The organism is Duganella sp. BJB476 (genome assembly GCF_003416895.1).
GTDB lineage: Bacteria > Pseudomonadota > Gammaproteobacteria > Burkholderiales > Burkholderiaceae_D > Rugamonas.
Window position 1 is genome coordinate 26,950 of record NZ_QVIO01000008.1, and the last position, 24,433, is coordinate 51,382.

The 24,433-nt window shown below is 64.1% G+C and carries 17 protein-coding genes; 14 read left to right on the forward strand and 3 right to left on the reverse strand.

The annotated features are described in order from the left end of the window. Positions 1-136: 136 nt before the first annotated feature. From D0T21_RS25980 to D0T21_RS26015, 8 genes are all read left to right on the forward strand, one after another. Positions 137-865 (forward strand): response regulator, encoded by a 729-nt coding sequence (locus D0T21_RS25980; protein ID WP_116992802.1) that lies wholly within the window; start codon positions 137-139, stop codon positions 863-865. Then, entirely contained in the window at positions 862-2,217 is a 1,356-nt protein-coding gene (locus tag D0T21_RS25985; RefSeq protein WP_199538575.1) for an ATP-binding protein, read from the forward strand. Before D0T21_RS25980 ends, D0T21_RS25985 begins: the two co-directional genes overlap by 4 nt. Before the next feature lie 139 nt (positions 2,218-2,356). Beyond that, the gene (locus D0T21_RS25990) at positions 2,357-3,505 is read left to right on the forward strand and encodes an efflux RND transporter periplasmic adaptor subunit (RefSeq protein ID WP_116992800.1); all 1,149 of its coding nucleotides are present in this window, start codon (positions 2,357-2,359) and stop codon (positions 3,503-3,505) included. A gap of 2 nt (positions 3,506-3,507) precedes the next feature. Beyond that, positions 3,508-6,654 carry an efflux RND transporter permease subunit gene (locus tag D0T21_RS25995; RefSeq protein ID WP_116992799.1) on the forward strand — a complete coding sequence of 1,049 codons (3,147 nt, stop codon included), beginning with the start codon at positions 3,508-3,510 and terminating at the stop codon, positions 6,652-6,654. A 71-nt stretch (positions 6,655-6,725) separates the two neighbouring features. Then, complete coding sequence (locus tag D0T21_RS26000) at positions 6,726-8,621, forward strand: FAD/NAD(P)-binding protein (protein WP_116992798.1); 1,896 nt, start codon at positions 6,726-6,728, stop codon at positions 8,619-8,621. 252 nt (positions 8,622-8,873) lie between these two features. Further along, the gene (locus D0T21_RS26005) at positions 8,874-9,710 is read left to right on the forward strand and encodes a hypothetical protein (RefSeq protein WP_116992797.1); all 837 of its coding nucleotides are present in this window, start codon (positions 8,874-8,876) and stop codon (positions 9,708-9,710) included. Between the two features lie 131 nt (positions 9,711-9,841). Further along, entirely contained in the window at positions 9,842-10,732 is an 891-nt protein-coding gene (locus D0T21_RS26010; RefSeq protein ID WP_116992796.1) for an ABC transporter ATP-binding protein, read from the forward strand. 10 nt (positions 10,733-10,742) lie between these two features. Then, positions 10,743-14,330 carry a M1 family aminopeptidase gene (locus tag D0T21_RS26015; protein WP_116992795.1) on the forward strand — a complete coding sequence of 1,196 codons (3,588 nt, stop codon included), beginning with the start codon at positions 10,743-10,745 and terminating at the stop codon, positions 14,328-14,330. A gap of 97 nt (positions 14,331-14,427) precedes the next feature. Here D0T21_RS26015 and hemB read toward each other — a convergent pair whose 3' ends face one another. Together hemB and yihA are read right to left on the reverse strand one after the other, a co-directional pair. Further along, complete coding sequence (hemB, locus tag D0T21_RS26020) at positions 14,428-15,444, reverse strand: porphobilinogen synthase (RefSeq protein ID WP_116992794.1); 1,017 nt, start codon at positions 15,442-15,444, stop codon at positions 14,428-14,430. Positions 15,445-15,469: 25 nt separating this feature from the next. Then, positions 15,470-16,198, reverse strand: a complete 729-nt coding sequence (gene yihA / locus D0T21_RS26025) for a ribosome biogenesis GTP-binding protein YihA/YsxC (RefSeq protein ID WP_116992793.1) — start codon at positions 16,196-16,198, stop codon at positions 15,470-15,472. A gap of 137 nt (positions 16,199-16,335) precedes the next feature. Between yihA and D0T21_RS26030 the strand changes: the two genes are divergently transcribed. From D0T21_RS26030 to D0T21_RS26055, 6 genes are all read left to right on the forward strand, one after another. Next, on the forward strand, positions 16,336-17,016 hold the full coding sequence (locus tag D0T21_RS26030; protein WP_116992792.1) for a cytochrome c: 681 nt from the start codon (positions 16,336-16,338) through the stop codon (positions 17,014-17,016). A 122-nt stretch (positions 17,017-17,138) separates the two neighbouring features. After that, positions 17,139-19,232 (forward strand): cytochrome c biogenesis protein ResB, encoded by a 2,094-nt coding sequence (locus D0T21_RS26035; RefSeq protein ID WP_116992791.1) that lies wholly within the window; start codon positions 17,139-17,141, stop codon positions 19,230-19,232. Positions 19,233-19,257: 25 nt separating this feature from the next. Beyond that, a complete protein-coding gene (gene ccsB, locus D0T21_RS26040; protein ID WP_116992829.1) occupies positions 19,258-20,412 on the forward strand; it encodes a c-type cytochrome biogenesis protein CcsB in 1,155 nt (384 codons plus the stop codon). Between the two features lie 92 nt (positions 20,413-20,504). Continuing rightward, entirely contained in the window at positions 20,505-21,482 is a 978-nt protein-coding gene (gene msrP, locus D0T21_RS26045; protein ID WP_116992790.1) for a protein-methionine-sulfoxide reductase catalytic subunit MsrP, read from the forward strand. 4 nt (positions 21,483-21,486) lie between these two features. Beyond that, on the forward strand, positions 21,487-22,116 hold the full coding sequence (locus D0T21_RS26050) for a sulfite oxidase heme-binding subunit YedZ (protein WP_116992789.1): 630 nt from the start codon (positions 21,487-21,489) through the stop codon (positions 22,114-22,116). 198 nt (positions 22,117-22,314) lie between these two features. Then, the gene (locus D0T21_RS26055) at positions 22,315-23,055 is read left to right on the forward strand and encodes a PEPxxWA-CTERM sorting domain-containing protein (protein ID WP_116992788.1); all 741 of its coding nucleotides are present in this window, start codon (positions 22,315-22,317) and stop codon (positions 23,053-23,055) included. Positions 23,056-23,154: 99 nt separating this feature from the next. Here D0T21_RS26055 and lysA read toward each other — a convergent pair whose 3' ends face one another. Continuing rightward, positions 23,155-24,432: a diaminopimelate decarboxylase gene (gene lysA, locus D0T21_RS26060; protein ID WP_116992787.1), complete on the reverse strand. Its 1,278-nt coding sequence runs from the start codon at positions 24,430-24,432 to the stop codon at positions 23,155-23,157. Between the last annotated feature and the right edge of the window lies 1 nt (position 24,433).

The window sequence follows — 24,433 nt, forward strand, 5'->3', positions numbered from 1 at the left end:
ATAGTGGCAGGGCAAGGTTGCCGCCAAGTTTCGCGGGGCGGGGATTTTGTATCCAGATGTTTCGCCCCTAGGGGGATATACAAGACGATACAATTGGTGATTGGTCACGCACTGTCTAACTGGGGATAATTAGCACATGGAACCCACATCAACTATCTTGATCGTAGACGACGATCGCGACATCCGCACCCTGCTGGCCGACTACCTCGAATCGAATGGCTACCGCGCCCTGTGCGCCGCCGACGGCACCGCCATGTGGAAGCTGCTCGACGAAGGCCGCCCCGACCTGGTCGTACTCGATCTCAACCTGCCCGGCGACGACGGCCTGACCCTGTGCCGCAAGCTGCGCGCCCACTCCACGCTGCCCGTCATCATGCTGACCGCCCGCAACGAACCGCTGGACCGCATCCTCGGCCTGGAAATGGGCGCCGACGATTACCTGCCGAAACCGTTCGAGCCGCGCGAGCTGCTGGCGCGCATCCGCAGCGTGCTGCGTCGTAGTAACGCCATGCCGGTCGGCAGCGGCGCCGAGAAGGCGCAACAGCTGCGCTTCTCCGGCTGGACGCTGGACCTGACCGCGCGCCACCTGCTCAATCCGGACGGCATCGTCATCATGCTGTCGGGCGCCGAGTTCCGCCTGCTCAAGGTCTTCCTCGAACATCCGAACCGGGTGCTCAACCGCGACCAGCTGCTCAACCTGACCCAGGGCCGCGACGCCGATCCCTTCGACCGCTCGATCGACATCCAGATCAGCCGCCTGCGCCAGAAACTGGGCGAGGACGCGCGCCTGCCGCAAATCATCAAGACCGTGCGCAACGGCGGCTACGTGCTGGCCGGCACCGTCACCGTGGAGCCGCAAGCGTGAAAGCCTTCTTCGGATCAATGACCGGGCGCGTGTTCCTGATACTGCTGCTCGGTATCGTCGCCTCGGCGGCGCTGACCCAGTGGCTGGCGGTGGGCGAACGCACGCGCGCGCTGGAGCGCTACCGCGACTTCCACGCGCTGGAGCGTGCCGAACAGTTGATCACCACGGCGGACGTGCTGCCCGAAGCCTCGCGTCCCACCTACCTGCGCATGGCCAACCGCGGCACCGTCCGGTTGGAAGCGACCAGCGTGTCGCTGACCACCGCGCTGCCGCCGACCGAGTTTTCCGCCACCTTGCAGCAGCGCCTGGGCGCGGGACTCAAGCTGGGGCCGCTGGACGAACATCCGGCCGCGTGCGACCTGCCGCGCAAGAGCAACAACATCTTCGCACCCAGCCAATGGCGCGGCACCTGCGAAACCATGAATGTGCAGCTGCACGACGGCCAGGTGCTCAAGCTGTCCGTGCTGCCGCCGCGCGCGCCGCCGCCGTCGGGCCATAGCGAACTGCTGCCCATGCTGCCCTTCCTGTTCAGCATTGCCGCGCTGGCCTACCTGGTCACCCGCATGACCGTGCGTCCGCTCAAGCAGCTGGCGCAGGCCGCCAAGGACCTGGGCAACGACATCAACCACGCGCCGCTGGTGCTGAGCGGCGCGGCCGAAATCCGCCAGGCCAGCGCCGCCTTCAACGCCATGCAGGCGCGCATCCGGCAGCACATCATGCAGCGCACCCAGATGCTGGCGGCCATCACTCACGACCTGCAAACCCCGCTGACGCGTTTGCGCCTGCGGCTGGAAAAAGTCGGCGACCAGGAATTGCAGCAGCGCCTGATCGACGACCTGTCGGCGATGCAGCAAATGGTCAAGGAAGGCCTGGACCTGGCGCGCAGCATGGACACCACCGAAACCATGCAGGCGCTGGACCTCGATGCGCTGCTCGACAGCGTGTGCAGCGACGCCACCGACGGCGGCCAGCAGGTCGAACTGCGCGGCCGCGCGGCGATGGCGCTGATGGGCCGGCCGCTGGCGATCCGCCGCTGCCTGGTCAACCTGATCGACAACGCCGTCAAGTACGGCCACTACGCCAACGTGACCGTCGAGCGCATGGTGGGCGCGGCCCGCATCCGCATCCGCGACGGCGGCCCCGGCATCGACCAGGACCAGATGGCGCGCGTGTTCGAACCGTTCTACCGCATCGAAACCTCGCGCTCGCGCGAATCGGGCGGCACCGGCCTGGGTCTGACCATCGCCCGCAACATCGCCGAACAGCACGGCGCCAATGTCATGCTGTCCAACCACGCCGAAGGCGGCCTGGAGGTCACGTTGATCGTGCCCGAATACTACGCCGGCGCCTAAACCCCGCGCCCAACTCCAGCCCGGAAAAAAGCGCCCGCCGATGGCCACGGCGCGGTTTTCCCGGCAAATACTATGCGACAATATTCCGCCTAATGCAGGGCGGCAATGTTTTCCGACAGTAAACCTAGTTCAAAGAATAATGAAAAAATCTTCCTTAGCATTCCTGGTCGGCGCCATCGTGGTGGCAGGCGGCGGCGTCTGGACCACGACGCATCAAACGGCCGAACAGCCGAAAACTGCCAACGGCGCGGGCGTACAAGGCCCCACCACTGTCAGCGTCATCGCGCCGGTGCGCCAGGATGTGCCCGTGGTACTGCAAGCGAATGGCACCGTCACGCCGATCAGCACGGTGGATCTGCATCCGCAAACCACCAGCACCATCGCCAAGGTGCATATCAAGGAAGGCCAGTTCGTCAAATCTGGCGAGCTGATGTTCACGCTGGACGACCGCAGCGAGCGCGCCAATGTCGACAAGGCCCAGGCCCAGGTCGCGCGCGACCAGGCCGCGCTGGCCGACTACGAGCGCCAGTACAAGCGCTCGATGGAACTGCTGTCCAAAAACTTCATCGCCCAGGGCGCCGTCGACACGCTCAAGAGCCAGGTCGATTCGGCGCGCGCGCTGCTGCAGTCCGATGTCGCCGCCGCCCGCTCGGTCGGGGTCGACGCCAGCTACACCGCGATCCGCGCGCCGATGAACGGCCGCGTCGGCGCCATCAACGTCTATCCGGGCAGCCTGGTGCAACTGGCCACCTCGCTGACCACCATCACCCAGCTCGATCCGATCACGGTGTCCTTTACCTTGCCGGAGTCGGCGCTGGCCGGCCTGCTGCAAGCGCAACATGAGGGCGCGGTGCCGGTCAAGGTCGCGCTGGGCAACTCCGACAAGGAAATCAGCGGCGCCCTGAGCTTCATCGACAACACCGTCGATCCGGTCGCCGGCGTGATCCGCGTGAAAGCCCAGTTCGACAACAAGGACACCATGTTGTGGCCGGGCCAGTACGTCAACACCAAGCTCATCTCGCAAGTGTTGAAAGACGCCATGGTGATACCGCAAAACGCCATCATCAGCAATACCCGCGGCACCTTCATCTACGCGGTTGATGCCGACCAGTCCGCCAAGGTGGTGAACATCAAGCGCCTGTACGCGTTTGGCGAAAGCGCCGCCGTGTCCGGCCTGAGCGGCAATGAGAAAGTCATCGTCGACGGCAAGCAGAACCTGCGGCCGGGCGGCAAGGTGCGTATCGCCGGGGCCGACAAGGCCACGGACGCGACCAAGCAGAAGGGCTAAGCATGAACCTCTCCGAGTTATGCATCCGCCGGCCGGTGATGGTGGTGCTGCTGTCGCTGACCTTGATACTGGCCGGCGTACTGTCGTACTTCTACATCCCGGTCGCCGCACTGCCGAGTTACAACACCCCGGTCATCAACGTCTCGGCCGACCTGCCGGGCGCCGCGCCGGACACGATGGCCTCGTCCGTCGCGCTGCCGCTGGAAAAGCAGTTCTCCACCATCGCCGGCCTGGCGCTGATCACCTCCACCAACACGCTGGGCAATTCCTCGTTGACGCTGGAGTTCGACCCCAGCGTCAACGTCAATGAAGCGGCGGTCGATGTGCAGGCGGCGCTGCTGCGCGCCCAGCGCCAGTTGCCGATCGAGATGACCGACCTGCCGTCCTACCGCAAGGTCAACCCGGCCGACGCGCCGGTGCTGTTCATGACCATGAACTCGCCGTCGCTGACCCTGGCCGAACTGAACGACTACGCCGAAAACCTGATCGCGCCGTCGCTGTCGACCCTGCCGGGCGTGGCCCAGGTCAGCGTCAACGGCCAGAAGCGTTTCGCCGTGCGCGTGCGCGCCAAGTCCGAGCTGATGAACGCCCGCAACCTGACCCTGGATGAATTGCAGCAGGCGATCAAGTCGGCCAACGCCAACACGCCGCTGGGGATTTTGGACGGCCCGAGCCAGACGCTGACCATCCAGGGCAACGCCCAGCTGATGAAGGCCTCCGAATTCGCCGAACTGATCGTCGCCCAGCGCAACGGCCAGCCGGTGCGCCTGAAGGATGTGGCGACGGTGGAGGACAGCTTCCAGTCGGTCAAGACCGCCGGCAGCTACAACGGCGAGCGCTCCATCGTGCTGCTGGTGCAGCGCCAGCCGGACGCCAACACCGTGCAGGTGGTGGACGGCGTGCGCCGCCTGCTGCCGCGCTTCAAGAACCAGTTGCCGGCCTCGATCAACATCAACCTCGTCAACGACCGTTCGGTGTCGATCCGCGAAGCCATCCACGACGTCAACCTGACCCTGCTGCTGACCATCTTCCTGGTGGTGCTGGTGATCTTCCTGTTCCTGCGCCGCGCGGCCGCGACCTTCATCCCGGCCATCACGATGCCGATCTCGCTGCTGGGCGCGCTGGCCTTGCTGTACGCCTTCGGCTACAGCCTCGACAACGTTTCCCTGCTCGGCATCACGCTGGCGGTCGGCCTGGTGGTCGACGACGCCATCGTGGTGCTGGAGAACATCGTCCGTCACATCGAGCTGGGCAAGAAGCCCTTGCAAGCCTCGCTGATCGGCGCCAAGGAAATGGGCTTCACCATCATCTCGATCTCGGTCTCGCTGGTGGCCGTGTTCATTCCGATCTTCTTCATGCCGGGCGTGATCGGCTTGATGTTCCATGAATTCGCCGTGGTGGTGGCGCTGTCGGTGCTGGTGTCGGCGGCGGTGTCGCTGATGCTGGTGCCGATGCTGGCCAGCCGCCTGCTGCCGGCCGACGCCATCGATCCCGAGCACGACAAGGGCGGCTTCATCGGCCGCTGGTTCGAGACCGGCTTCACCGCGCTGCGCAACGGCTATGTGCGCACGTTGGACATCGCGCTGCACCACCGCTACATCGTGCTGATGGCGGCGATCGGCACCTTCGCGCTGACGGCGGTGCTCTACATCACCATCCCGAAAGGCTTCTTCCCCGAGGAAGACCTGGGCCAGATCCGCGTCACCACCGAAGCGTCGGAAGACATCTCGTCGGCCTCGCTGATGGACTTGCAGGAGCGCGTGGCGGCCGTCATCAAGGCCGATCCCAATGTGCAGGACGTGACCTCGTTTGTCGGCGGCGGCAACAGCGGCCGCATGTTCCTGGTGCTCAAGCCGCGCGACCAGCGCCAGAAAATGCCGCAGGTATTGGACAGCCTGCGCAAGGCCACCAAGACGGTGGCCGGCATCTCGGTCTACCTGAGTCCGGTGCAGAACTTGCAGCTGGGCGGACGCCAGTCCAAGAGCCGCTACCAGTACACGCTGCAATCGGTCAGCCCAGGCGCGCTCAACGACTGGGCGCAAAAGTACCTCGACAAGCTGCGCGCCGATCCCGACTTCCGCGACGTCACCAGCGATTCGCAGAATAAGGGCTTGCAGGCATCGCTGAAGATCGACCGCGACAAGGCCAACAACCTCGGCGTGGCTATCGGCGACGTCCGCACCGCACTCTACCTGGCCTTCGGCGAACGGCAGGTGTCGACCATCTACTCGCCCGCCGCCAGCTATTACGTGATCCTGGAAGCGGCCACCGCCGACCGCCAGTTCGACGATGCGCTGACCCGCATCTCGGTGCGCAACAAGAGCGGCAACCTGGTGCAGCTGTCCAGCTTTGCCACGGTCGAGCGCACCATCGGCCCGACCGCCGTCAACCACCAGGGCCAGCTGCAGGCGATCACCTTGTCGTTCAACCTGGCGCCGGACGTCCCGCTGGGCAAGGCCACCGCCAAGATCGACCAAATGGGCGCCGACATGCATTTGCCGCCGTCCATCATCACCAACTACGGCGGCGACGCGGCGGTGTTCCAGAGTTCGCAAAGCAGCCAGCTGATCCTGATCATCGCCGCGCTGGGCGTGATCTACGTGCTGCTGGGCGTGCTGTACGAGAGCTACATCCATCCGCTGACCATCCTGGCCGGCCTGCCGTCGGCCGCGGTGGGCGCCTTGCTGACCTTGCGCCTGTTCAACCTGGACCTGACGATGATCGCCATCATCGGCATCCTGATGCTGATCGGTATCGTCAAGAAGAACGCCATCATGATGATCGACTTCGCGCTGCACGTGCAGCGCAACGAAGGCCGCACGCCGGCCGAGGCGATCCGCGAAGCCTGCGTGCTGCGCTTCCGCCCGATCATGATGACCACCATGGCGGCGTTGATGGGCGCCTTGCCGATCGCGCTGGGCCTGGGCGCCGGCGCCGAGCTGCGCCAGCCGCTCGGCCTGGCGGTGGTGGGCGGCCTGATCTTCTCGCAAGTGATCACGCTGTACATCACGCCGGTCATCTACCTGTTCCTCGACAAGTACAGCGGCAGCGGCCCGATGAGCGACGCCGAGCTGGTCGCCGACGACATCCCGGCAGTTGAAGGTGTGCACGCCGTACCACTGAAGGCCGTGAACACGGTTAAGCATTGAGCGGTAGCAAGTTGCTTTAAAGACCGTTTCTTTATCATGGGCAAGTTGACCACGATAAAGGACGGTTGCCCATGAAACGCTACAGTGTCACCATCATCGGCATGGGCCCGCGCGGGCTCAGCGCGTTTGAGCGCATCGCCGCCATCGCCGCCGGCCGCCAACTGCCGCTGGACCTCCACCTGATCGAACCGGGCGACTGCGGCCCAGGCGTGCACAGCACGCGCCAGCCGCAGCATTTGCTGATCAACACCATCGCCAGCCAAGTCACGCTGTTTCCCGCTCCCGGCGCCGTGCAGTATCCGCCGGTGTGCGCCACGCCCTCGCTGACGGCGTGGGCGCGCCAAGCCGGCTACCGTCGCGTCGGCGAGCGCTACTACCAACTGGGCGAACACGGCGGCGTCGACATCACCGAAGCAGACTACCTGCCGCGCAGCCTGCTGGGCGAATACCTGGCCTGGGCTTATCGCCAGATCGCCGCCGCGCTGCCGTCCAGCGTGCGCCTGAGCCACCACCGCCTGCGCGCCCGCGACATGTGGCGCCTGCCCGATGGCGGTTACGCCGTCGAGCTCGACACCGGCTATCTGGTGCACAGCGATTTCGCCTTCCTGACCACCGGCCACGGCCGCAACCAGCCCAGCGAGCAGGACGAGAAGCTGGCCCAGTTCGCCCGCGAGCAGGCGCGCCACAACAGCCGGCTGGCCTTCGTCCGCCATGCTTATCCGCTGGAGCAGCTCAACGGCATAGCCGCCGGCGCTCGCGTCGCCATCCAAGGCCTGGGCCTGAGCGCGCACGACATCATCGCCGAGCTGACGGTGGGGCGGGGCGGGGCCTTCGTGCGCGGCGAGCACGGCTTGCGCTACGAACGTTCCGGCGGCGAGCCGCAGCTGACCCTGTGCTCGCGCAACTGCCTGCCGGCCGCCGCGCGCGGCGTCAACCAGAAGGGGCTGGACGGTCGCCACCAGCCGCACTATTTCACTCCGGACGCGGTGGCCGCGCTGCGCCGCCTGGCGCTGGCCTCGCGCGGCAGCCGCCAGTTGGACTTCGAGCGCGAACTGCTGCCGCTGCTCAAGCGCGAAATGGCCTGGGTCTACCGCGGCACGCTGGCCAAGGCCATCCCCGATCCCGCCAGCTTCGTGCTGACAGCGGACGACGACGCGCTGATAGCCCAGCTGCTGTTCCCGCTGCGCGGACGCCAGTTCGCCACGCTGGATGAGTTCCGCGCATTCTTCAACGGCTGGCTGCGCGAGGACCTGGCCGAAGCCAGGCTAGGCAATGTTGGCAGCGCGATCAAGGCCGCCACCGACGTGCTGCGCGATGTGCGCGCCACCTTGCAGGCGGCGATCGAACATGGCGGGCTGACGCCGGCCTCGCACCGCCAATTTTTGGAGGTCTACCACCCGGCCATCAACCGCAGCGCCTTCGGGCCGCCGCTGCGGCGCAACCAGGAACTGCTGGCGCTGCTGGACGCCGGCGTGATCGAAATCCTGTCGGGACCCCACAGCAGCATCGAGCTCGACGAGCGCAACGCGTGCTACGTGCTGAGCACCCAATTCGGCGGCGGGGTCGTCAAACATGCTGTCGATGTGTTGCTGATTGCCCGCCTGGACGGCTTTTTCCCGGCCAGTGACGATTCCTTACTCATCCGTAATATTCTCAAAAGGGGCCTGGCGCGACCGTATTTCAACGGCAGTTTCCACCCCGGCGGCCTCGACATCGACTCCGCCGGCCGGCCGCGCGACGACTTCGGCCAGCCTGCCCGCAACCTGTGGGCGCTGGGCTACCTGGTCGAAGGGGCGCACTACTACACGCACGCCTTGCCCCGGCCGCAAATGCGCTCGCGCCAGGTGCTGGACGCGGACCGCAGCGTGCACGCCATGGTGGCCCTGATGGACGCCATCCCCCAGCCCGACATCCACCACACGGCCGCCCCGGCCTCCTCGACGGCGCTGCCCCACGTCACTTTGTAAGGCCGATTGATACATACGGTAACACCCGTCAAGACACGGAACTTGTAAGCTATTCCTGATAAATTCCCTGGAGCGCACGCGCCGCTGTCCGGCGCGTTATCATGGCCTTGCACGGCGGTTCCCAAAACGGTGGGACTCTGGCACTATGGCCGCATTTTGTCGACTTCGTTCCAACCAAGGTTTGCTATTTTGCATCACGATTCCCATATACTCTCTGCAAATTCCGAATATTGCGAAACTTGCGGCCAGCGTTTGCCTGAAGCTGGGGAGCGGTTCGCCGCATGGGATCGTAAGTCGCAGTCCAACCGGATCGGCGTCGGCATCTCCATCGCCCTGCACCTGCTGGGCGTGCTGTACTACTTCCTCTCGCCCACGCCGAAGAACACCCATTCCGCGCCGCCCAAGGGTGGGGTGATGGTCTACATCGCGCCGTTGCCGGACAAGCCGCAGAACAAGCCGCAGCAGAAGAAACCGGAAGTGAACAAGGCCACCAAGCCGCCGCCGCCGCGCAAGCAGGTGGCGACCAAGGATGCGCCGGCCGCCATCCGTCCCAAGCTGGAGACCTATGTGCCGCCGGTGCAGGCGACGATGACGCCGCCGCCCGAGCAGGACATGTCCGAGATGATCGCCAAGCGCCGCGCCGCGCGCGAGGCCAACAACCCACAACCGGCGCCGAGCGCCCCGGCCGAGAGCGACGCCGAACGCTCGCTGCGCATCGCCAAGGGCAACATCGCCGGCGCACAGGGCCGCACCAGCGGCGCCGACAAGGACGACACCGGCGGCATCTTCCAGGTCGACAAGAGCTACCACAGCGCCGACGTGAAGTTCCGCGGCTGGAACACCAACTTCAAGCGCCGCTGGCTGCAGCAGATCCACGTCGAGCAGGGCGCCGAGCAGGACATCGAGACCGCCGTGGCCAAGGAAATGGTCAAGATCATCCGCAAGGAAAAGCCGGGCGACTTCGAATGGGAATCGCGCCGCCTGGGCAAGGTGGTGACGATGAGCGCACGCAAGGAAGACGAAAAGGAGCTGATCGCCTTCTTGCTGAAGGAAATGTTCCCCGAGTACGCGCGCGGCGCCGGGCGCTGATTTGTCAAAAAACCACGGTTCGCTCCCAAAAATCCGCCGTTGGTCGCAAAAACCCTGATAGCTTGGCAACTTTATCTTAAGGTAACGTTGCCGCGGACTGTGTCCGTTTCCCTATCAGGAGATTGTGTTCCATGCTATCGATCAAACAGCTGAGCAAGACCTACGCCAACGGCGTCAAGGCCATCAACGACGTCACCCTCGACATCCCCAACGGCATGTTCGGCCTGCTTGGCCCCAACGGCGCCGGCAAATCGTCGCTGATGCGCACCATCGCCACGCTGCAAGACCCCGATAGCGGCAGCATCCATTTCGACGGCCTCGACGTGCTGGCCCAGCCCGAGGCGCTGCGCCGCCAGCTCGGCTATCTGCCGCAGGACTTCGGCGTCTACCCCAAGGTCACGGCCGAAGTGCTGCTGAACCACTTTGCCGTGCTCAAGGGACTGACCGCGCGCGGCGAGCGCAAGGAAGCGGTGGAAGCGCTGCTGCAACAGACCAATCTGTGGGAAGCGCGCAAGCGCGGCCTGGGCACATATTCGGGCGGCATGCGCCAGCGCTTCGGCATCGCCCAGGCGCTGCTGGGCGCGCCGAAGCTGGTGATCGTCGATGAACCCACCGCCGGTCTCGACCCCGACGAACGCAACCGCTTCCTCAACCTGCTGGCCAAGATCGGCGAGCAGGTGGTGGTGATACTGTCGACCCATATCGTCGACGACGTCACCGACCTGTGCCCGCGCATGGCGATGATCGTCAAGGGCGAGGTGCTGCTGCAGGGCGAGCCGCAGGCCGCCATCGACACGCTGCGGAACAAGGTCTGGCGCCGCAGCGTCAGCGCCGAGGCCTTGCCGGAATACCAGCAGCGCATGAATGTGCTACACACCCGCCTGGTCGGCGGCAAGCCGCAGATCAACGTGTTTGCCGACAGCCAGCCGGACGACGGTTTCGTTGCGGTGGAGGCGGACCTGGAAGACGTCTACTTCCTGCATGTGCGCAACGCGAGCCGCGCCGCGGCGGCTGCGGTCTGAGGGGCGCGCCATGTTAATGGAATTCTTTAAATTCGACTTGCGCTACCAGTTGCGCCAGCCGCTGCTGTGGGTCACCGGCATGATCCTGGGCCTGATGGCCTTCGGCGCCGCCACCAGCGACGCCATCCAGGTCGGCGGCGCCATCGGCAATGTGCACCGCAACGCGCCAGTGGTCGTGGCTCAGCTGATGGGCTCGTTCACGGTGATCTCCACCTTCATCGTCACCATCTTCATCGCTGGCACCGTGCTGCGCGACAGCGAGGTCGGCATCTCCGACATGCTGTTCGCCACGCCGATGCGCAAATACCAGTACCTGGCCGGGCGCTTCATCGCCGGCCTGGTCGCTTGTCTGGCCATCTTCGTGCTGATCGCCGTCGGCCTGCTGCTGGGGCCGTTGATGCCCTGGGTCGACACCGCCCGCGTCGGCCCGCAGCCGCTGTTCGCCTACCTGTGGGCCTTCGGCTTCTTCGTCATCCCCAACCTGGTGTTCATCGGCGCCTTGCTGATGCTGCTGGCCTCCACCACGCGCTCGATGATGCTGGTCTATGTCGGCGTGCTGGGTTTCTTCGTGCTGTGGATCGTCGCCGGCGTGTTCACCCGCGACATCAACAACGAATGGACCGCCGTGCTGCTCGATCCGTTCGGCGTGCGCGCCTTCAGCCGCGCCGTGCGCTACTTCTCGACCGCCGAATCGAACGCCGGCCTGCCGCCGTTCAGCGGCTTCCTGCTGGCCAACCGCGCGCTGTGGCTGGCGGTGGCGCTGGTGTTCTTCGGCGCTACGCTGGCGCTGTTCAAACCGCAGCGCGCCGGCACCGGCCGCCGCTGGTTCGGCAAGGCCAAGCCGGATGCCGCCGGCGCGGCTCCGGCGCCGTCCAACCTGGCGCTGCCGCGCACAGTGGCGCGCTTCAGCGCATCGACCGGATGGATCCAGTGCTGGCACATCCTGCGCTTCGACGCCATGGGCGTGTTCAAGAGCGTGCCCTTCCTGGTGATGCTGCTGTTCGGCGTGCTGAACTTCGTCGGCGGCGCCACCCAGGCCGGCGCCAACTTCGGCACCACCGTCTATCCGGTCACCGGCCTGATGCTGCGCACCCTGTCCGGCAGCTTCAACTTCATGCTGATCATCGTGCTGACCTTTTATGCCGGCGAACTGATCTTCAAGGAGCGCCAGGTCAAGATCGCCGACGTCAGCGACGCCATGCCGGTGCCGGACTGGGCGCCATTGCTGGCCAAGTCCATCGCGCTGGTCGGCGTGATCTTCGGCTTCCTGCTGGCCGGCGTGCTGGCGGCCGCGTGCTTCCAGCTGGTCAAGGGCGGCACGCCTATCGAGGTGGGCCTGTATCTGAAAGGCATCTTGCTGGAATCGGCGTTCTTCGTGCTGATGGGCATGATGGCGCTGGCGCTGCAGGTGCTGACCAACAACAAGTTCCTCGGCTACCTGCTGGTGATCGTGCTGATGGTGTCGCAGATCGTGCTGAACATCATGCACTTCGACCACAACCTGTACAACTTCGCCTCCCTGCCGGGACTGAGCTATTCGGACATGAACGGCTACGGCCACTTCCTCAAGGGCTGGTCGTGGTTCGGGGTCTACTGGGGGCTGTTCACCCTGGCGCTGCTGGTGCTGGCGCAGGCGTTCTGGGTGCGCGGCCTGGCGCGTCCGTGGCGCGAGCGCGTGCGCGTGGCGGCCGGCCGCCTGAAGGGCCGGTCCGGCTTCACGCTGGCGCTGCTGCTGGCCGGCTTTGTCGGCAGCGGCGGCTGGATCTTTTACAACACCAACGTGCTCAACAAATACGAAGCGTCCGATGTGGCGATGGACAACCTGGCCCGCTACGAAAAGCTGTACCGCCAGTACAAGGGCTTGCCGCAGCCGCGCATCACCGACGTGCGCGCCGATGTCGACATCTACCCGGACCAGCGCCGGGTGGCGATCCGCGGCCGCTACCTGATGGAAAACAAGACCGGCGCGCCGCTGGACGTCTTGCGCATCCAGAGCAATCCCCTTATCGAAACGCGCTTCGACAACCTGCCGCCGCACCAGGTGGTGCTGGACGATAAGATCGCCGGCTTCAGCATCATCAAGCTGGCGCAGCCGCTGGCGGCGGGCGCGCGGCTGGACCTGTCGTTCAACGTCGACGTGCGCAACCAGGGCTTCACCAACAGCGGCGCCGCCGACAACATCAACCTGAACGGCACCTTCTTCAACAACGCCGCGTTCTTCCCGCACTTCGGCTACAACCAGCAGGTCGAACTGACCGACCGCAACGAACGCCGCAAGCGCGGCCTGGGCGAGCCGGAGCGCATGGCCAAGCTGGAGGACGAGAAGGCGCGCGCCAACGCCATCTTCAGCAACGAGGCGGACTGGATCAATTTCGAGACCACCGTCTCGACCAGCGCCGACCAGATCGCGATCGCCCCCGGCTACCTGCAGAAGCGCTGGGAGCAGAACGGCCGCCGCTACTTCCACTACAAGATGGACCGGCCGATGGTGCCGTTCTTCGCCTACCTGTCGGCCCGCTGGGACGTGCGCAAGGGCGAGTGGCATGGCTTGCCGATCGAGATCTACTACGACAGCAAGCACGCCTACAACGTCGACCGCATGATCACCTCGGCGCAGAAGTCGCTCGACTATTTCGAAGCCAACTACACGCCGTACCAGCACAAGCAGGTGCGGGTGCTGGAGTTCCCGAACTACCAGCGCTTCGCGCAGTCGTTCGCCAACACCATTCCGTATTCGGAAGCGATCGGCTTCATCGCCGACCTGCGCGACAAGGACGACATCGACTACGTCTACTACGTCACCGCGCACGAGATGGCGCACCAGTGGTGGGGCCACCAGGTGGTCAGCGCCAATATGCAGGGCTCGACCATGCTGATCGAATCGCTGGCACAGTATTCGGCGCTGATGGTGATGGAGAAGGAATACGGCCGCGACAAGCTGCGCCGCTTCCTGCGTTTCGAGCTGGACCAGTACCTGCGCGAACGCGGCGGCGAACTGGTGGAAGAGCAGCCGCTGATGCGCGTGGAAAACCAGCAATACATCCACTACCGCAAGGGCAGCCTGGTGTTCTACCGCCTGCGCGACGAGATCGGCGAGGCGGCGCTCAACCGCGCGCTCAAGCGCTTCCTGACCGACAAGGCTTACCAGCAGGCGCCGTACACCACCAGCCGCGAGCTGCTGGCCTACATCCGCGCCGAGGCGCCGCAGGACAAGCAGGCGCTGATCACCGACCTGTTCGAGAAGATCGTCTTCTACGACAACCGCGTGACCGAGGCCAAGGCGCACAAGCGCGCCGACGGCCGCCAGTGGGACGTGACGATGACGCTGCACCTGGCCAAGATGGAGGCCGACGGCAAGGGCAAGGAGACGCCGCGCGCGTACGACGAGCCGGTGGAGATCGCCGTGTTCGCCCGCGCCAAGGGCGCCAAGGAGCGCGACGAGCGGGTGCTGTTCACGGACAAGCGCGTCTTGCAGGGCAGCGATCCGGTGGTGACCGTCACGGTCAGGGAGCAGCCGTTCGAGGTCGGCGTCGATCCCTACAACAAGATGATCGACCGCGTCTCGCACGACAACCGCAAGGAAGTCACGCTCGACTAAAACCAATCCGGGGTCAAGTCTGACATTCGGACACGAGCTCTGCCGTAACGCTGCTTACGGCGGAGCTCGTGTCCGAATGTCAGACTTGACCCCGGTGTTATTTTTGCGCCTTGAGCAGGCGTGCCACGTCGAGGGCGAAGTAGGTGAGCACGGCGTCGGCGCCGGCGCGCTTGAACGCCAGCATCGATTCCATCATCACCTTGTCGTGATCCAGCCAGCCGTTTTGCGCGGCGGCCTTGATCATCGCGTATTCGCCGCTGACCTGGTAGGCGAAGGTCGGCACCTTGAACTCATCCTTCACGCGGCGCACGATGTCCAGGTAAGGCATGCCCGGCTTGACCATCACCATGTCGGCGCCTTCGGCCAAGTCCAGTCCCACTTCGCGCAGGGCTTCGTCGCTGTTGGCCGGGTCCATCTGGTAGGTGTTCTTGTCGCTCTTGCCCAAGTTCTTGGCCGAGCCGACCGCGTCGCGGAACGGGCCGTAGAACGCCGACGCATACTTGGCCGAATACGCCATGATGCGGGTGTGGATGTGCCCGTGCGCTTCGAGCGCCGCGCGCACCGCGCCGATGCGGCCGTCCATCATGTCCGACGGCGCCACCACATCGACGCCGGCGTCCGCCTGGCACAGGGCCTGGCGCACCAGCATGTCGGTGGTGACGTCGTTGATCACATAGCCGTTGTCGTCGATCAGGCCGTCCTGGCCGTGGCTGGTGTACGGGTCCAGCGCGACGTCGGTCAAAATGCCCAGCTGCGGGAAAGCTTGCTTCAATGCGCGCACGGCGCGCGGCACCAGGCCGTCCGGATTGGTCGCTTCGATGCCGTCCGGCGTCTTCTTGGCAGCGTCGATCACCGGGAACAGCGCCAGCACCGGGATGCCCAGTTCCACGCATTCCTGCGCCACTTTCAGCAGCACATCCACCGATACCCGTTCCACGCCTGGCATCGACAGCACCGGCTCGCGCTGCTGCGTGCCCTCCAGGATAAACACCGGATAGATCAAGTCCGAGGCCGTGACGTTGTTTTCACGCATCAATGCGCGCGAGAACGGGTCGCGGCGCATGCGGCGCATGCGGATGGCGGGGAATTGGGCGGAAACGTGTGGATTGTGCATCGCTAAAAACTTTCCTAAGTGAGGGTTATTGCTCGTCAGGCTCGACGTCGTCTTCCATTTCGATCAATTGCACCTGGGCGGCGGCTTCGTCGTCGGTGACGCCGGCCAGTTCCAGGATCTTGTCGTTGGCTTCGTCGATGCCGACGCGCTTGAGCGCGGAGAACAGTTGTACGGTGAACGGGAAACCTTCGCCGTCTTCGTCGACATAGCTGGCCAGCTTGGCTTTCGCCTGGCGCAGCACGTTGACGGATTCGTTGCGGTTCAATTTGTCAACCTTGGTCAGGATGCAATGAATCGGCTTGCCGGTCGGGGCAAACCATTCCAGCATCTGGATGTCGAGGTCGGTGAACGGGCGGCGCGAGTCCATGATCAGGATCAGCGCGGCCAGCTGTTCGCGGCGCTGGACGTAGTCGCCCAGCAGGCGCTGCCAGTGCAGCTTGGCCGAGCCGGACACTTCCGCGTAGCCGTAGCCCGGCAAGTCGACCAGCAGGCACTCGATTTCCTCGACGATCGTCGGGTCCTTGCGGTGCTGCGCGACGTGCGCGCCGCCGATCGAGAAGTAGTTGATGTGCTGGGTACGGCCAGGGGTCTTGGACGCGAATGCCAGGCCTTTCTGGTTGCACAGGATGTTGATGGCGGTCGATTTGCCGGCGTTGGAGCGACCTGCAAAGGCGATTTCCGGCACTTGCGTGTCGGGTAGGTCGCGCAATTGGTTAACGGTCGTAAAGAAGCGGGCTTGCCAGAGTTTGGACATGGGATGGGGGAAAATGCAACAAAAGGGAGCAAATATGCTGGAAAGCTATTGTACAATGAGTGGTTACGAAGTGTTGCCATAGCATCTCGTGCCAAGCCTGCGGCAAACTTTCGACAAACTTTTTTGAGGGTGCTTGAATGAATCGTGCGTTTTCACCGTTTGTAACTTCCTTGTTGGTCGGCCTGCTGGCAATTGCGGGCACCGCATCCGCCTCAGAAGAAAAAAAACCGGCCCACGCCGAAGCGGCAGCGCCCAAAGTCGACGCGGCCAAAGGCGGCACCCTGTTTGACAGCGGCGACAACGCGCGCGGCCTGCCGGCATGCGTCTCCTGCCACGGCGCCGGCGGCAACTCCACCATCAGCGTCAATCCGAAACTGGCCGGCCAGCACGAAGGCTATATCTACAAGCAGCTGGTGAACTTTTCGGGCGATGACCGGAATCAACCGGTCATGACGACCTACGCGAAGATGCTGACGGACGAGGAAAAGCACAACATCTCGGCCTGGCTGTCCACCCAGGCGCAAAAGCCGGGCGCAGCGAAAAACAAGGACACGGTTGAACTGGGCAAGAAGATCTATCGCGGCGGCATCGCCGAGAAGAACGTTCCAGCCTGCGCCAGCTGCCACGGCGCGGCCGGCGCCGGCATCCCGGTGCAATATCCGCGCATCGGCGGCCAGCACCAGGATTACACGGTAGCCCAGCTGGGCCTGTTCAAGGCCGGCGGCCGCAAGAACAGCGCGCAGATGACCACCATCGCCAAGCGCATGTCGGACGAGGAAATGAAAGCCGTGGCCGATTACGTCGCCGGCTTGAAATAAGCAGCTGGCCGCGCCCCCGGGTTGCGGCGTAGCTGATAGTGCATAGAGGGCGGCAGCGTAAGCGGGCTGCCCTTTTTGTTGATATGCTGCCGGCAGCATACTTTTTTTGAGATAGTTCCAGCATGAGCAGCAGCCCCAGCACCACCGGCATCGAACTGAAGACCCGCCGTCCCATCGTCGGCGAGATGGTCGAACTGATTTCCTCCATGCGTTTCGCCATCGCGCTGCTGGCGATGATCGCGATCGCCGCCATCGTCGGCACCGTGATGAAGCAGGGCGAGGCGACCAACAACTACATCAACCAGTTCGGGCCGTTCTGGTTCGAGGTGTTCGGCAAGCTGGGCCTGTACGGCGTGTACTCGGCCTGGTGGTTCCTGTTGCTGATGACCGCGCTGGTGACGTCGACCACGCTGTGCATCATCCGCAACGCGCCCAAGATGCTCAAGGACATGCGCAGCTGGCGCGAGAACGTGCGCGAGAATTCGCTGCTCAATTTCCACCACAAGATGCAATGGCGTTCGCCGCTGGCGCGCGCCGCGCTGGCGCAGCAGACCGCGGCCCGCCTGGCCGACACCGGCTACAAGGTCAAGCTGGTCGACAAGGATCACGGCACCCTGGTGGCCGCCAAGCAGGGCGCGGCCAACAAGTTCGGCTACATCTTTGCGCACTCGGCCATCGTCATCATCTGCATCGGCGGCCTGCTCGATTCGGACGTGCCGATCCGCCTGCAGGAATGGTTCCTCGGCAAGGTGCCGTTCAACGGCAGCGGCCTGATCTCGGCGGTGCCGGCGCAGAGCCGTCTCGGCCTGGGCAATCCCACGTTCCGCGGCAACACCATGATCCCGGAAGGCCAGTCCAGCGAAAGCGCCATCATCACCCGTCCCGACGGCGTGCTGATCCAGGACCTGCCGTTCACCATCAAGCTGAAAAAATTCACCATCGACTTCTACACCACCGGCATGCCCAAGCTGTTCGCCAGCGAGGTGGAAGTGCGCGACCACGCCAGCGGCGAGGTGGTCAAGGCCGTCATCGAGGTCAACAAGCCCTTGCTGTACCAGGGCCTGGCGATCTACCAGTCCAGCTTTGACGACGGCGGCAGCAAGCTCAAGCTGACCGGCTTCCCGATGGTGGGCAGCAGCACCGCCAGGTTCGACATCGCCGGCGAAGTGGGCGGCAGCACGCCGATGGGCGATGCCTACAGCGTTGAATGGTCGGGCTTCCGTCCGTTCAACGTCGAGAACCTGGCCGCCACGCAGGACGCGCGCGCCGTCACCAAGGGCAAGAGCCTGGAAGAGCAGTTCGCCAACAGCCTCGACAAGCACACCGGCTCGGCCGGCCGCAACGCCAACAACAAGGACCTGAAGAACGTCGGCCCCAGCGTGACCTACAAGCTGCGCGACAAGACCGGCCAGGCGCGCGAATACCAGAACTACATGCAGCCGGTGACGGTGGACGGCGCCACGGTGTTCCTGGCCGGCATGCGCGTCAATCCATCGGACCAGTTCAGCTTCCTGCGCATTCCGGCCGACGATGCCCACAGCGTGACCGAATGGATGCGCCTGCGCGCCGCCCTCAGCGACGCCGGCCTGCGCGCCGCCGCCGCCAGGCATTACGCCGAACGCGCCACGCCGCAGTCGGCCAACGGCGACGCGCTACGCGGACAGTTGCAAGCCTCGGCCGAGAAGAGCCTGACCATCTTCGCCGGCAACGACAAGGCGGCCGGCTTCGTCGCCATTTCGCAATTCCTGGAAAAGATCCCGGGCGCCGAGCAGGAAAAGGCCGCCGACGTGTTCATGAAGATCCTCAACGGCAGCCTGTGGGACCTGTGGCAGGCCGCGCGCGCCAAGGACGGCCTGGAGCCGGTCAGCGCCGACGAGAACCACGCCCGCTTCCTGCAACTGGCCACCAACGCCTTGTCGGACGCCTTCTTCTACGGCGCGCCGGTCTACCTGCAGCTGGACGATTTCACCCAGGTCCAGGCCTCGGTGTTCCAGGTGACCCGTTCGCCGGGCAAGAAGGTGGTCTACCTGGGCTGTGTATTCCTGGTGCTGGGTGTATTCTCGATGTTCTACATCCGCGAACGCCGCCTGTGGGTCTGGATCAAGGACGACGGCAACGGCGCCGAAGCGCTGATGGCCATGAGCACCCAGCGCAAAACGCTGGACTTCGAACGCGAGTTTGAAACTTTGAAAGAAAAGCTGCCGCAATCGGCGTAAGCTGTAGCGGCCACGGAGACAAATGATGGAACTGACGCAATCGACCCAAACCTATACCCAGGCGCCCGGCTACTTCAAGCGCCTGACCGCGTTCGACTGGTTGTTCGCGCTGGCGCTGCTGGCCGGCTCGCTGTACGGCCTGGCCACCTACGGCCACTACATGGACGTCTACGAGAAAGGCATCCTGCTGGCCGCCGCGCCGGCGTTTGCCGCGCTGGGCTGGCACTGGAAGCCGGCGCGCTGGCTGATGCCGCTGGTGGCCCTGCTGGCGCTGGGCGCGATCGCCATGTACGCCGGCGAGCTGGATAACGGCACCAAGAAATTCTGGCTGCGCATGATGCTGTCGAGCCAGTCCGCGATCCTGTGGATGAGCGTGATGTTCTGCCTGTCGACGCTGTTCTACGTGATCGGCCTGGCCGCGCGCTCGGATTCGGCCTCCAGCATCGGTTCCAAGCTGTGCTGGGCCGCCGTGGTGCTGGGCCTGACCGGCATGATGGTGCGCTGGTACGAGTCCTACCTGATCGGCGCCGACGTCGGCCACATCCCAGTATCGAATCTGTATGAAGTGTTTATCCTGTTCTCGCTGATCACCGCGATGTTCTACCTGTACTTCGAGCAGCGCTACGCCACCCGCCAGCTGGGCGCCTTCGTCACCATGGTGATCACCGCCGCGATCGGCTTCCTGTTCTGGTACACCACCTCGCGCGACGCCGCCGACATCCAGCCGCTGCTGCCGGCGCTGCAAAGCTGGTGGATGAAGATCCACGTGCCGGCCAACTTTATCGGTTATGGCAACTTTGCCCTGGCTGCAATGGTGGCGGCGGCCTATCTGCTGAAAACCTCGGGCCGCCTGGTCGACCGCCTGCCGTCGGAAGAAGTGCTGGACGACGTCATGTACAAGGCCATCTCGGCCGGCTTCGCCTTCTTCACCATCGCCACCATCCTCGGCGCGCTGTGGGCGGCGGAAGCGTGGGGCGGCTACTGGTCGTGGGATCCGAAGGAGACCTGGGCGCTGATCGTCTGGCTCAACTACGCGGCCTGGCTGCACATGCGCCTGATGACGGGCCTGCGCGGCCGTCCGGCGGCCTGGTGGGCGCTGGTGGGCCTGCTGGTGACCACTTTCGCCTTCTTGGGCGTGAATATGTTCCTGTCCGGTTTGCACTCCTACGGCAAGTTGTAAACGCAATGTGAACTTTTGCTGGCCAAGATTGGTGTAAGGTTCAGGCTATTGGGGCGACCAAGTCTCAACCTTGCACTTTCTTTGGAGTCAGCATGCTGATCAAGCGTAGCCCCAACGGCATCGAGTTGCCGTTTTCATCAGAAATCACCTCGCGCGAAGTCTACGAATCGCGCCGCAGCTTCATGAAGCAGATCGCCGCCGGCGCCATCGGCAGCGCCGCGCTGCTGGAGATGGCCAACCGCGAAGCCTTCGCGCAGGGCGTCAATCCCAAGCTGGCCGCCAAGCTCAATCCTTCCTATTCGGCGCTCGACAAGCAGACGCCCTACAAGGACGCCACCAGCTACAACAACTACTACGAATTCGGCACCGACAAGAGCGAGCCGGCGATGTACGCCAACACGCTGAAAACCCGGCCGTGGACGGTGACCATCGAAGGCGAAGTGAAGAAGCCGATGACCCTGGACATCGACGCGCTGCTGAAGCTCGCGCCGCTGGAAGAGCGCGTCTACCGCCTGCGCTGCGTCGAGGGCTGGTCGATGGTCATTCCTTGGATCGGCTATTCCTTCTCCGAGATCATCAAGAAGGTCGAGCCGACCGGCAACGCCAAGTACGTGGAGTTCGTCACGCTGGCCGACAAGAAGCAGATGCCGGGCGTGGGCAGCCGCGTGCTGCAATGGCCGTACACCGAAGGCTTGCGCATCGACGAAGCCAATCATCCGCTGGCCTTGCTGACCCTGGGCATGTACGGCGAAACGCTGGCCAACCAGAACGGCGCGCCAGTGCGCATGGTGCTGCCGTGGAAGTACGGCTTCAAGTCGGCCAAGTCCATCGTCAAGATCCGCTTCGTCAAGGAGCAGCCGCGCACCTCGTGGAATCTGTCGGCGCCGAACGAGTACGGTTTCTATTCGAATGTGAATCCGGAAGTGGATCACCCGCGCTGGTCGCAGGCGTCCGAGCGCCGCATCGGCGAGGACGGTTTCCTGGCCCGCAAGCGCAAGACCTTGATGTTCAACGGCTATGCCGACGTCGCGCCGCTGTATGCCGGCATGGACCTGAAGAAGTTCTTCTAAGCGTATGGCGTTCAATCCTTCCGCGCGGCAGGCCAGCCTGATCAAGGCCGCGATTTTTGTGCTGGCGCTGTTGCCCTTGGCGCGCATGGTGTACCTGACCTTGACCGGGCAGCTGGTCGAGCCACTGGAGTTCATCACGCGCGGCACCGGCGACTGGACCTTGTACTTCCTGTGCTTCACGTTGGCGGTGACGCCGCTGCGCAAGCTGAGCAAATGGAACTGGCTGATCAAGCTGCGCCGCATGCTGGGGCTGTACATGTTCTTCTACGGCTTTCTGCACTTCATGACCTTCCTGTGGTTCGATCATTTCTTCGACGTGCAGGAGATGTGGAAGGATGTGCTGAAGCGGCCGTTCATCACGGTGGGCTTCATCGCCTTCGTGCTGCTGTTGCCGCTGGCGGCGACCAGCACCAACGCCATGGTCAAGCGGCTGGGCGGCAAGCGCTGGCAGTGGCTGCATCGCCTGATCTATGTGATCGCGCCGCTGGCCATCCTGCACTTCTGGTGGATGAAGGCTGGCAAGCACAACTTCACGCAGCCGATCATCTTTGGCCTGATCCTCGGCGCGCTGCTGCTGATGCGTGTGTATTGGGCGCGCAGCAAGGCGCTGACGGCGGCGACGGTGGCGCGCTAGCGCCGATCTGCCGCGCATCTGCCGCTGCGCCGCCAAGCCCGGATGCCGGACCGTAAAGACATTTCCCCTGAGCTGACGCTGGTCCAGTGCCTTAGCGCTCGATAGTTGCCTTTGTGATACTTGAAAATAAAGAATGTCGTTATACTAATAACCTCATCAACCAAGGCCCAATTTTCGGCCTATTTTCAGGAAACCACAATGCGAACCATCCTTGCCGCGCTGGCGTTGGCGACGCCACTCATGTCTTATGCAGCCATACCGAATGTACACACAAGCACTCTGGACCTCACGTCAATCACGGAAGATTCTGTGTCGGCATCCCAGCCGGCGTCGACAGCTCTTACCGTCCTGAGCGACCACGGAGGCGCCACCAAAGTGACGACTGCAGCCTGGGGACCGACACACAACACCTCATCCGGCGGCTACGCCGAATACGATTATTATCAAATGTCGATGGCGATCACGCCCGCTGCGGGCTACGTCATCACGGGTTATTCCGTTTCAGCATATGTATCAGGTACCTTGGAGACTCCGGAAAAACCGGCGGAGGCCAATGGATCGTGGGTGCCGGGTTCCGCCAAAAATAGTGCCGTCGTCTATCTGCCGGATGGTCATGGCGGGACAGTCAGCAAGACAATTGACAATGCCACGACGCCCAAGCTGCTGGAATTCGATGTTCATGGTTTATCGATAGAGCAGACCACCAAATTCTCTTTCGCCACATTTACTGGGGCCAGGGCATCGTACGCGAGTTGGTGGGGCCTCACAGATGGGATGCCCGATGAGCACATGCTTGGCTCGTATTCCCATATCGCTTTAACGGCGCCATCGTTGACGATCTATACGGCGCTGGCTGCTGTGCCTGAACCTGAAACCTGGGCAATGCTCTTGGCCGGCATCGCGCTGGTTGGCGTCGCCAAGCGTCGTGGCAAGCGTTAGCGGTTGCTGGCGCCCTGCATGTAAAAGGGCTTAGCGCCGACACCAACAAAAAAGCCGCCAGCGCTAAGCTTGGCGGCTTTTGTTCGAGGGCTGAACGGCTTACTTGATCAGCGACTCCAGCGCGTACAGATCGGCCGGATTCTCGCGCTTGCGCACCACGTGGCACACCTCGCCGTCGACGATGATCTCCGCCGCCCGGCCGCGCGTGTTGTAGTTGGACGCCATCGTCATGCCGTAGGCGCCGGCGCTGTGCATCACCAGCAGGTCGCCGGCTTCCACCGCCAGTTCGCGGTCGCGCGCCAGCCAGTCGCCGGATTCGCAGATCGGACCGACCACGTCATACGTCAACGCGCCAGCCTTGCCTTGCACCACAGGCTGCATGTCCATCCACGCCTGGTACAGCGCCGGACGCGCCATGTCGTTCATCGCCGCATCGACCACGCAGAAATTCTTCTCTTCGCCATGCTTGATGAACTCCACCTTGGTCAGCAGCACGCCGGTGTCGCCGACGATCGAGCGGCCCGGCTCGAAGATCACCTTGATCGGCTTGCCTGCGTAGCGCGCCGCGCGCCAGGCGTCGATCTTGGCGAACAGGCGGCCCAGGTAGTCGCCCACCGGCACCGGCGCCGCTTCGCCCGCTTCGCCGTAGTTGATGCCGATGCCGCCGCCGATGTCCAGGTGGTGCAGCACGATGCCTTCGTCGCCGAGCTTGTCGATCAGCTCGATCAGGCGGTCCAGCGCCTCCAGCAGCGGCGCGTCGTCCAGCAGCTGCGAGCCGATGTGGCAGTCGATGCCGGCCACTTCCAGGTGCGGCAGCCTGGCGGCCGCGCGGTAGGTGTCCAGCGCGTCGTCGAAAGCCACGCCGAACTTGTTGGCCTTCAGGCCGGTGGCGATGTAGGGATGGGTCTTGGCGTCCACGTTCGGGTTGACGCGCAGCGATACGCGCGCGGTCTTGCCCATGGAGCCGGCCACTTCGTTCAGGCGGTGCAGCTCGGGAATCGATTCGACGTTGAAGCACAGGATGTCGTGCGACAGCGCCAGGCGCATCTCGTCGACGCTCTTGCCGACGCCGGAGAAGATCACCTTGCGCGGATCGCCGCCCGCCGCCAGCACGCGCAGCAGCTCGCCGCCGGAGACGATGTCGAAACCGGCGCCCTGGCGCGCCAGCAGGTCGAGGATGGCCAGGTTGGAGTTGGCCTTCATGGCGTAGCAGACCAGGGCGTCGCGGCCGGCGCAGGCGTCGGCGTAGGAGGCGAAATTGGTCAGCAGCTGCGCCTTCGAGTACACATAGGTCGGGGTGCCGAACTGCTCGGCGATGGCGGCAAGCGACGCGCCCTCGGCGTGCAGCACGCCATTTACATAGGAAAATTGCGACATA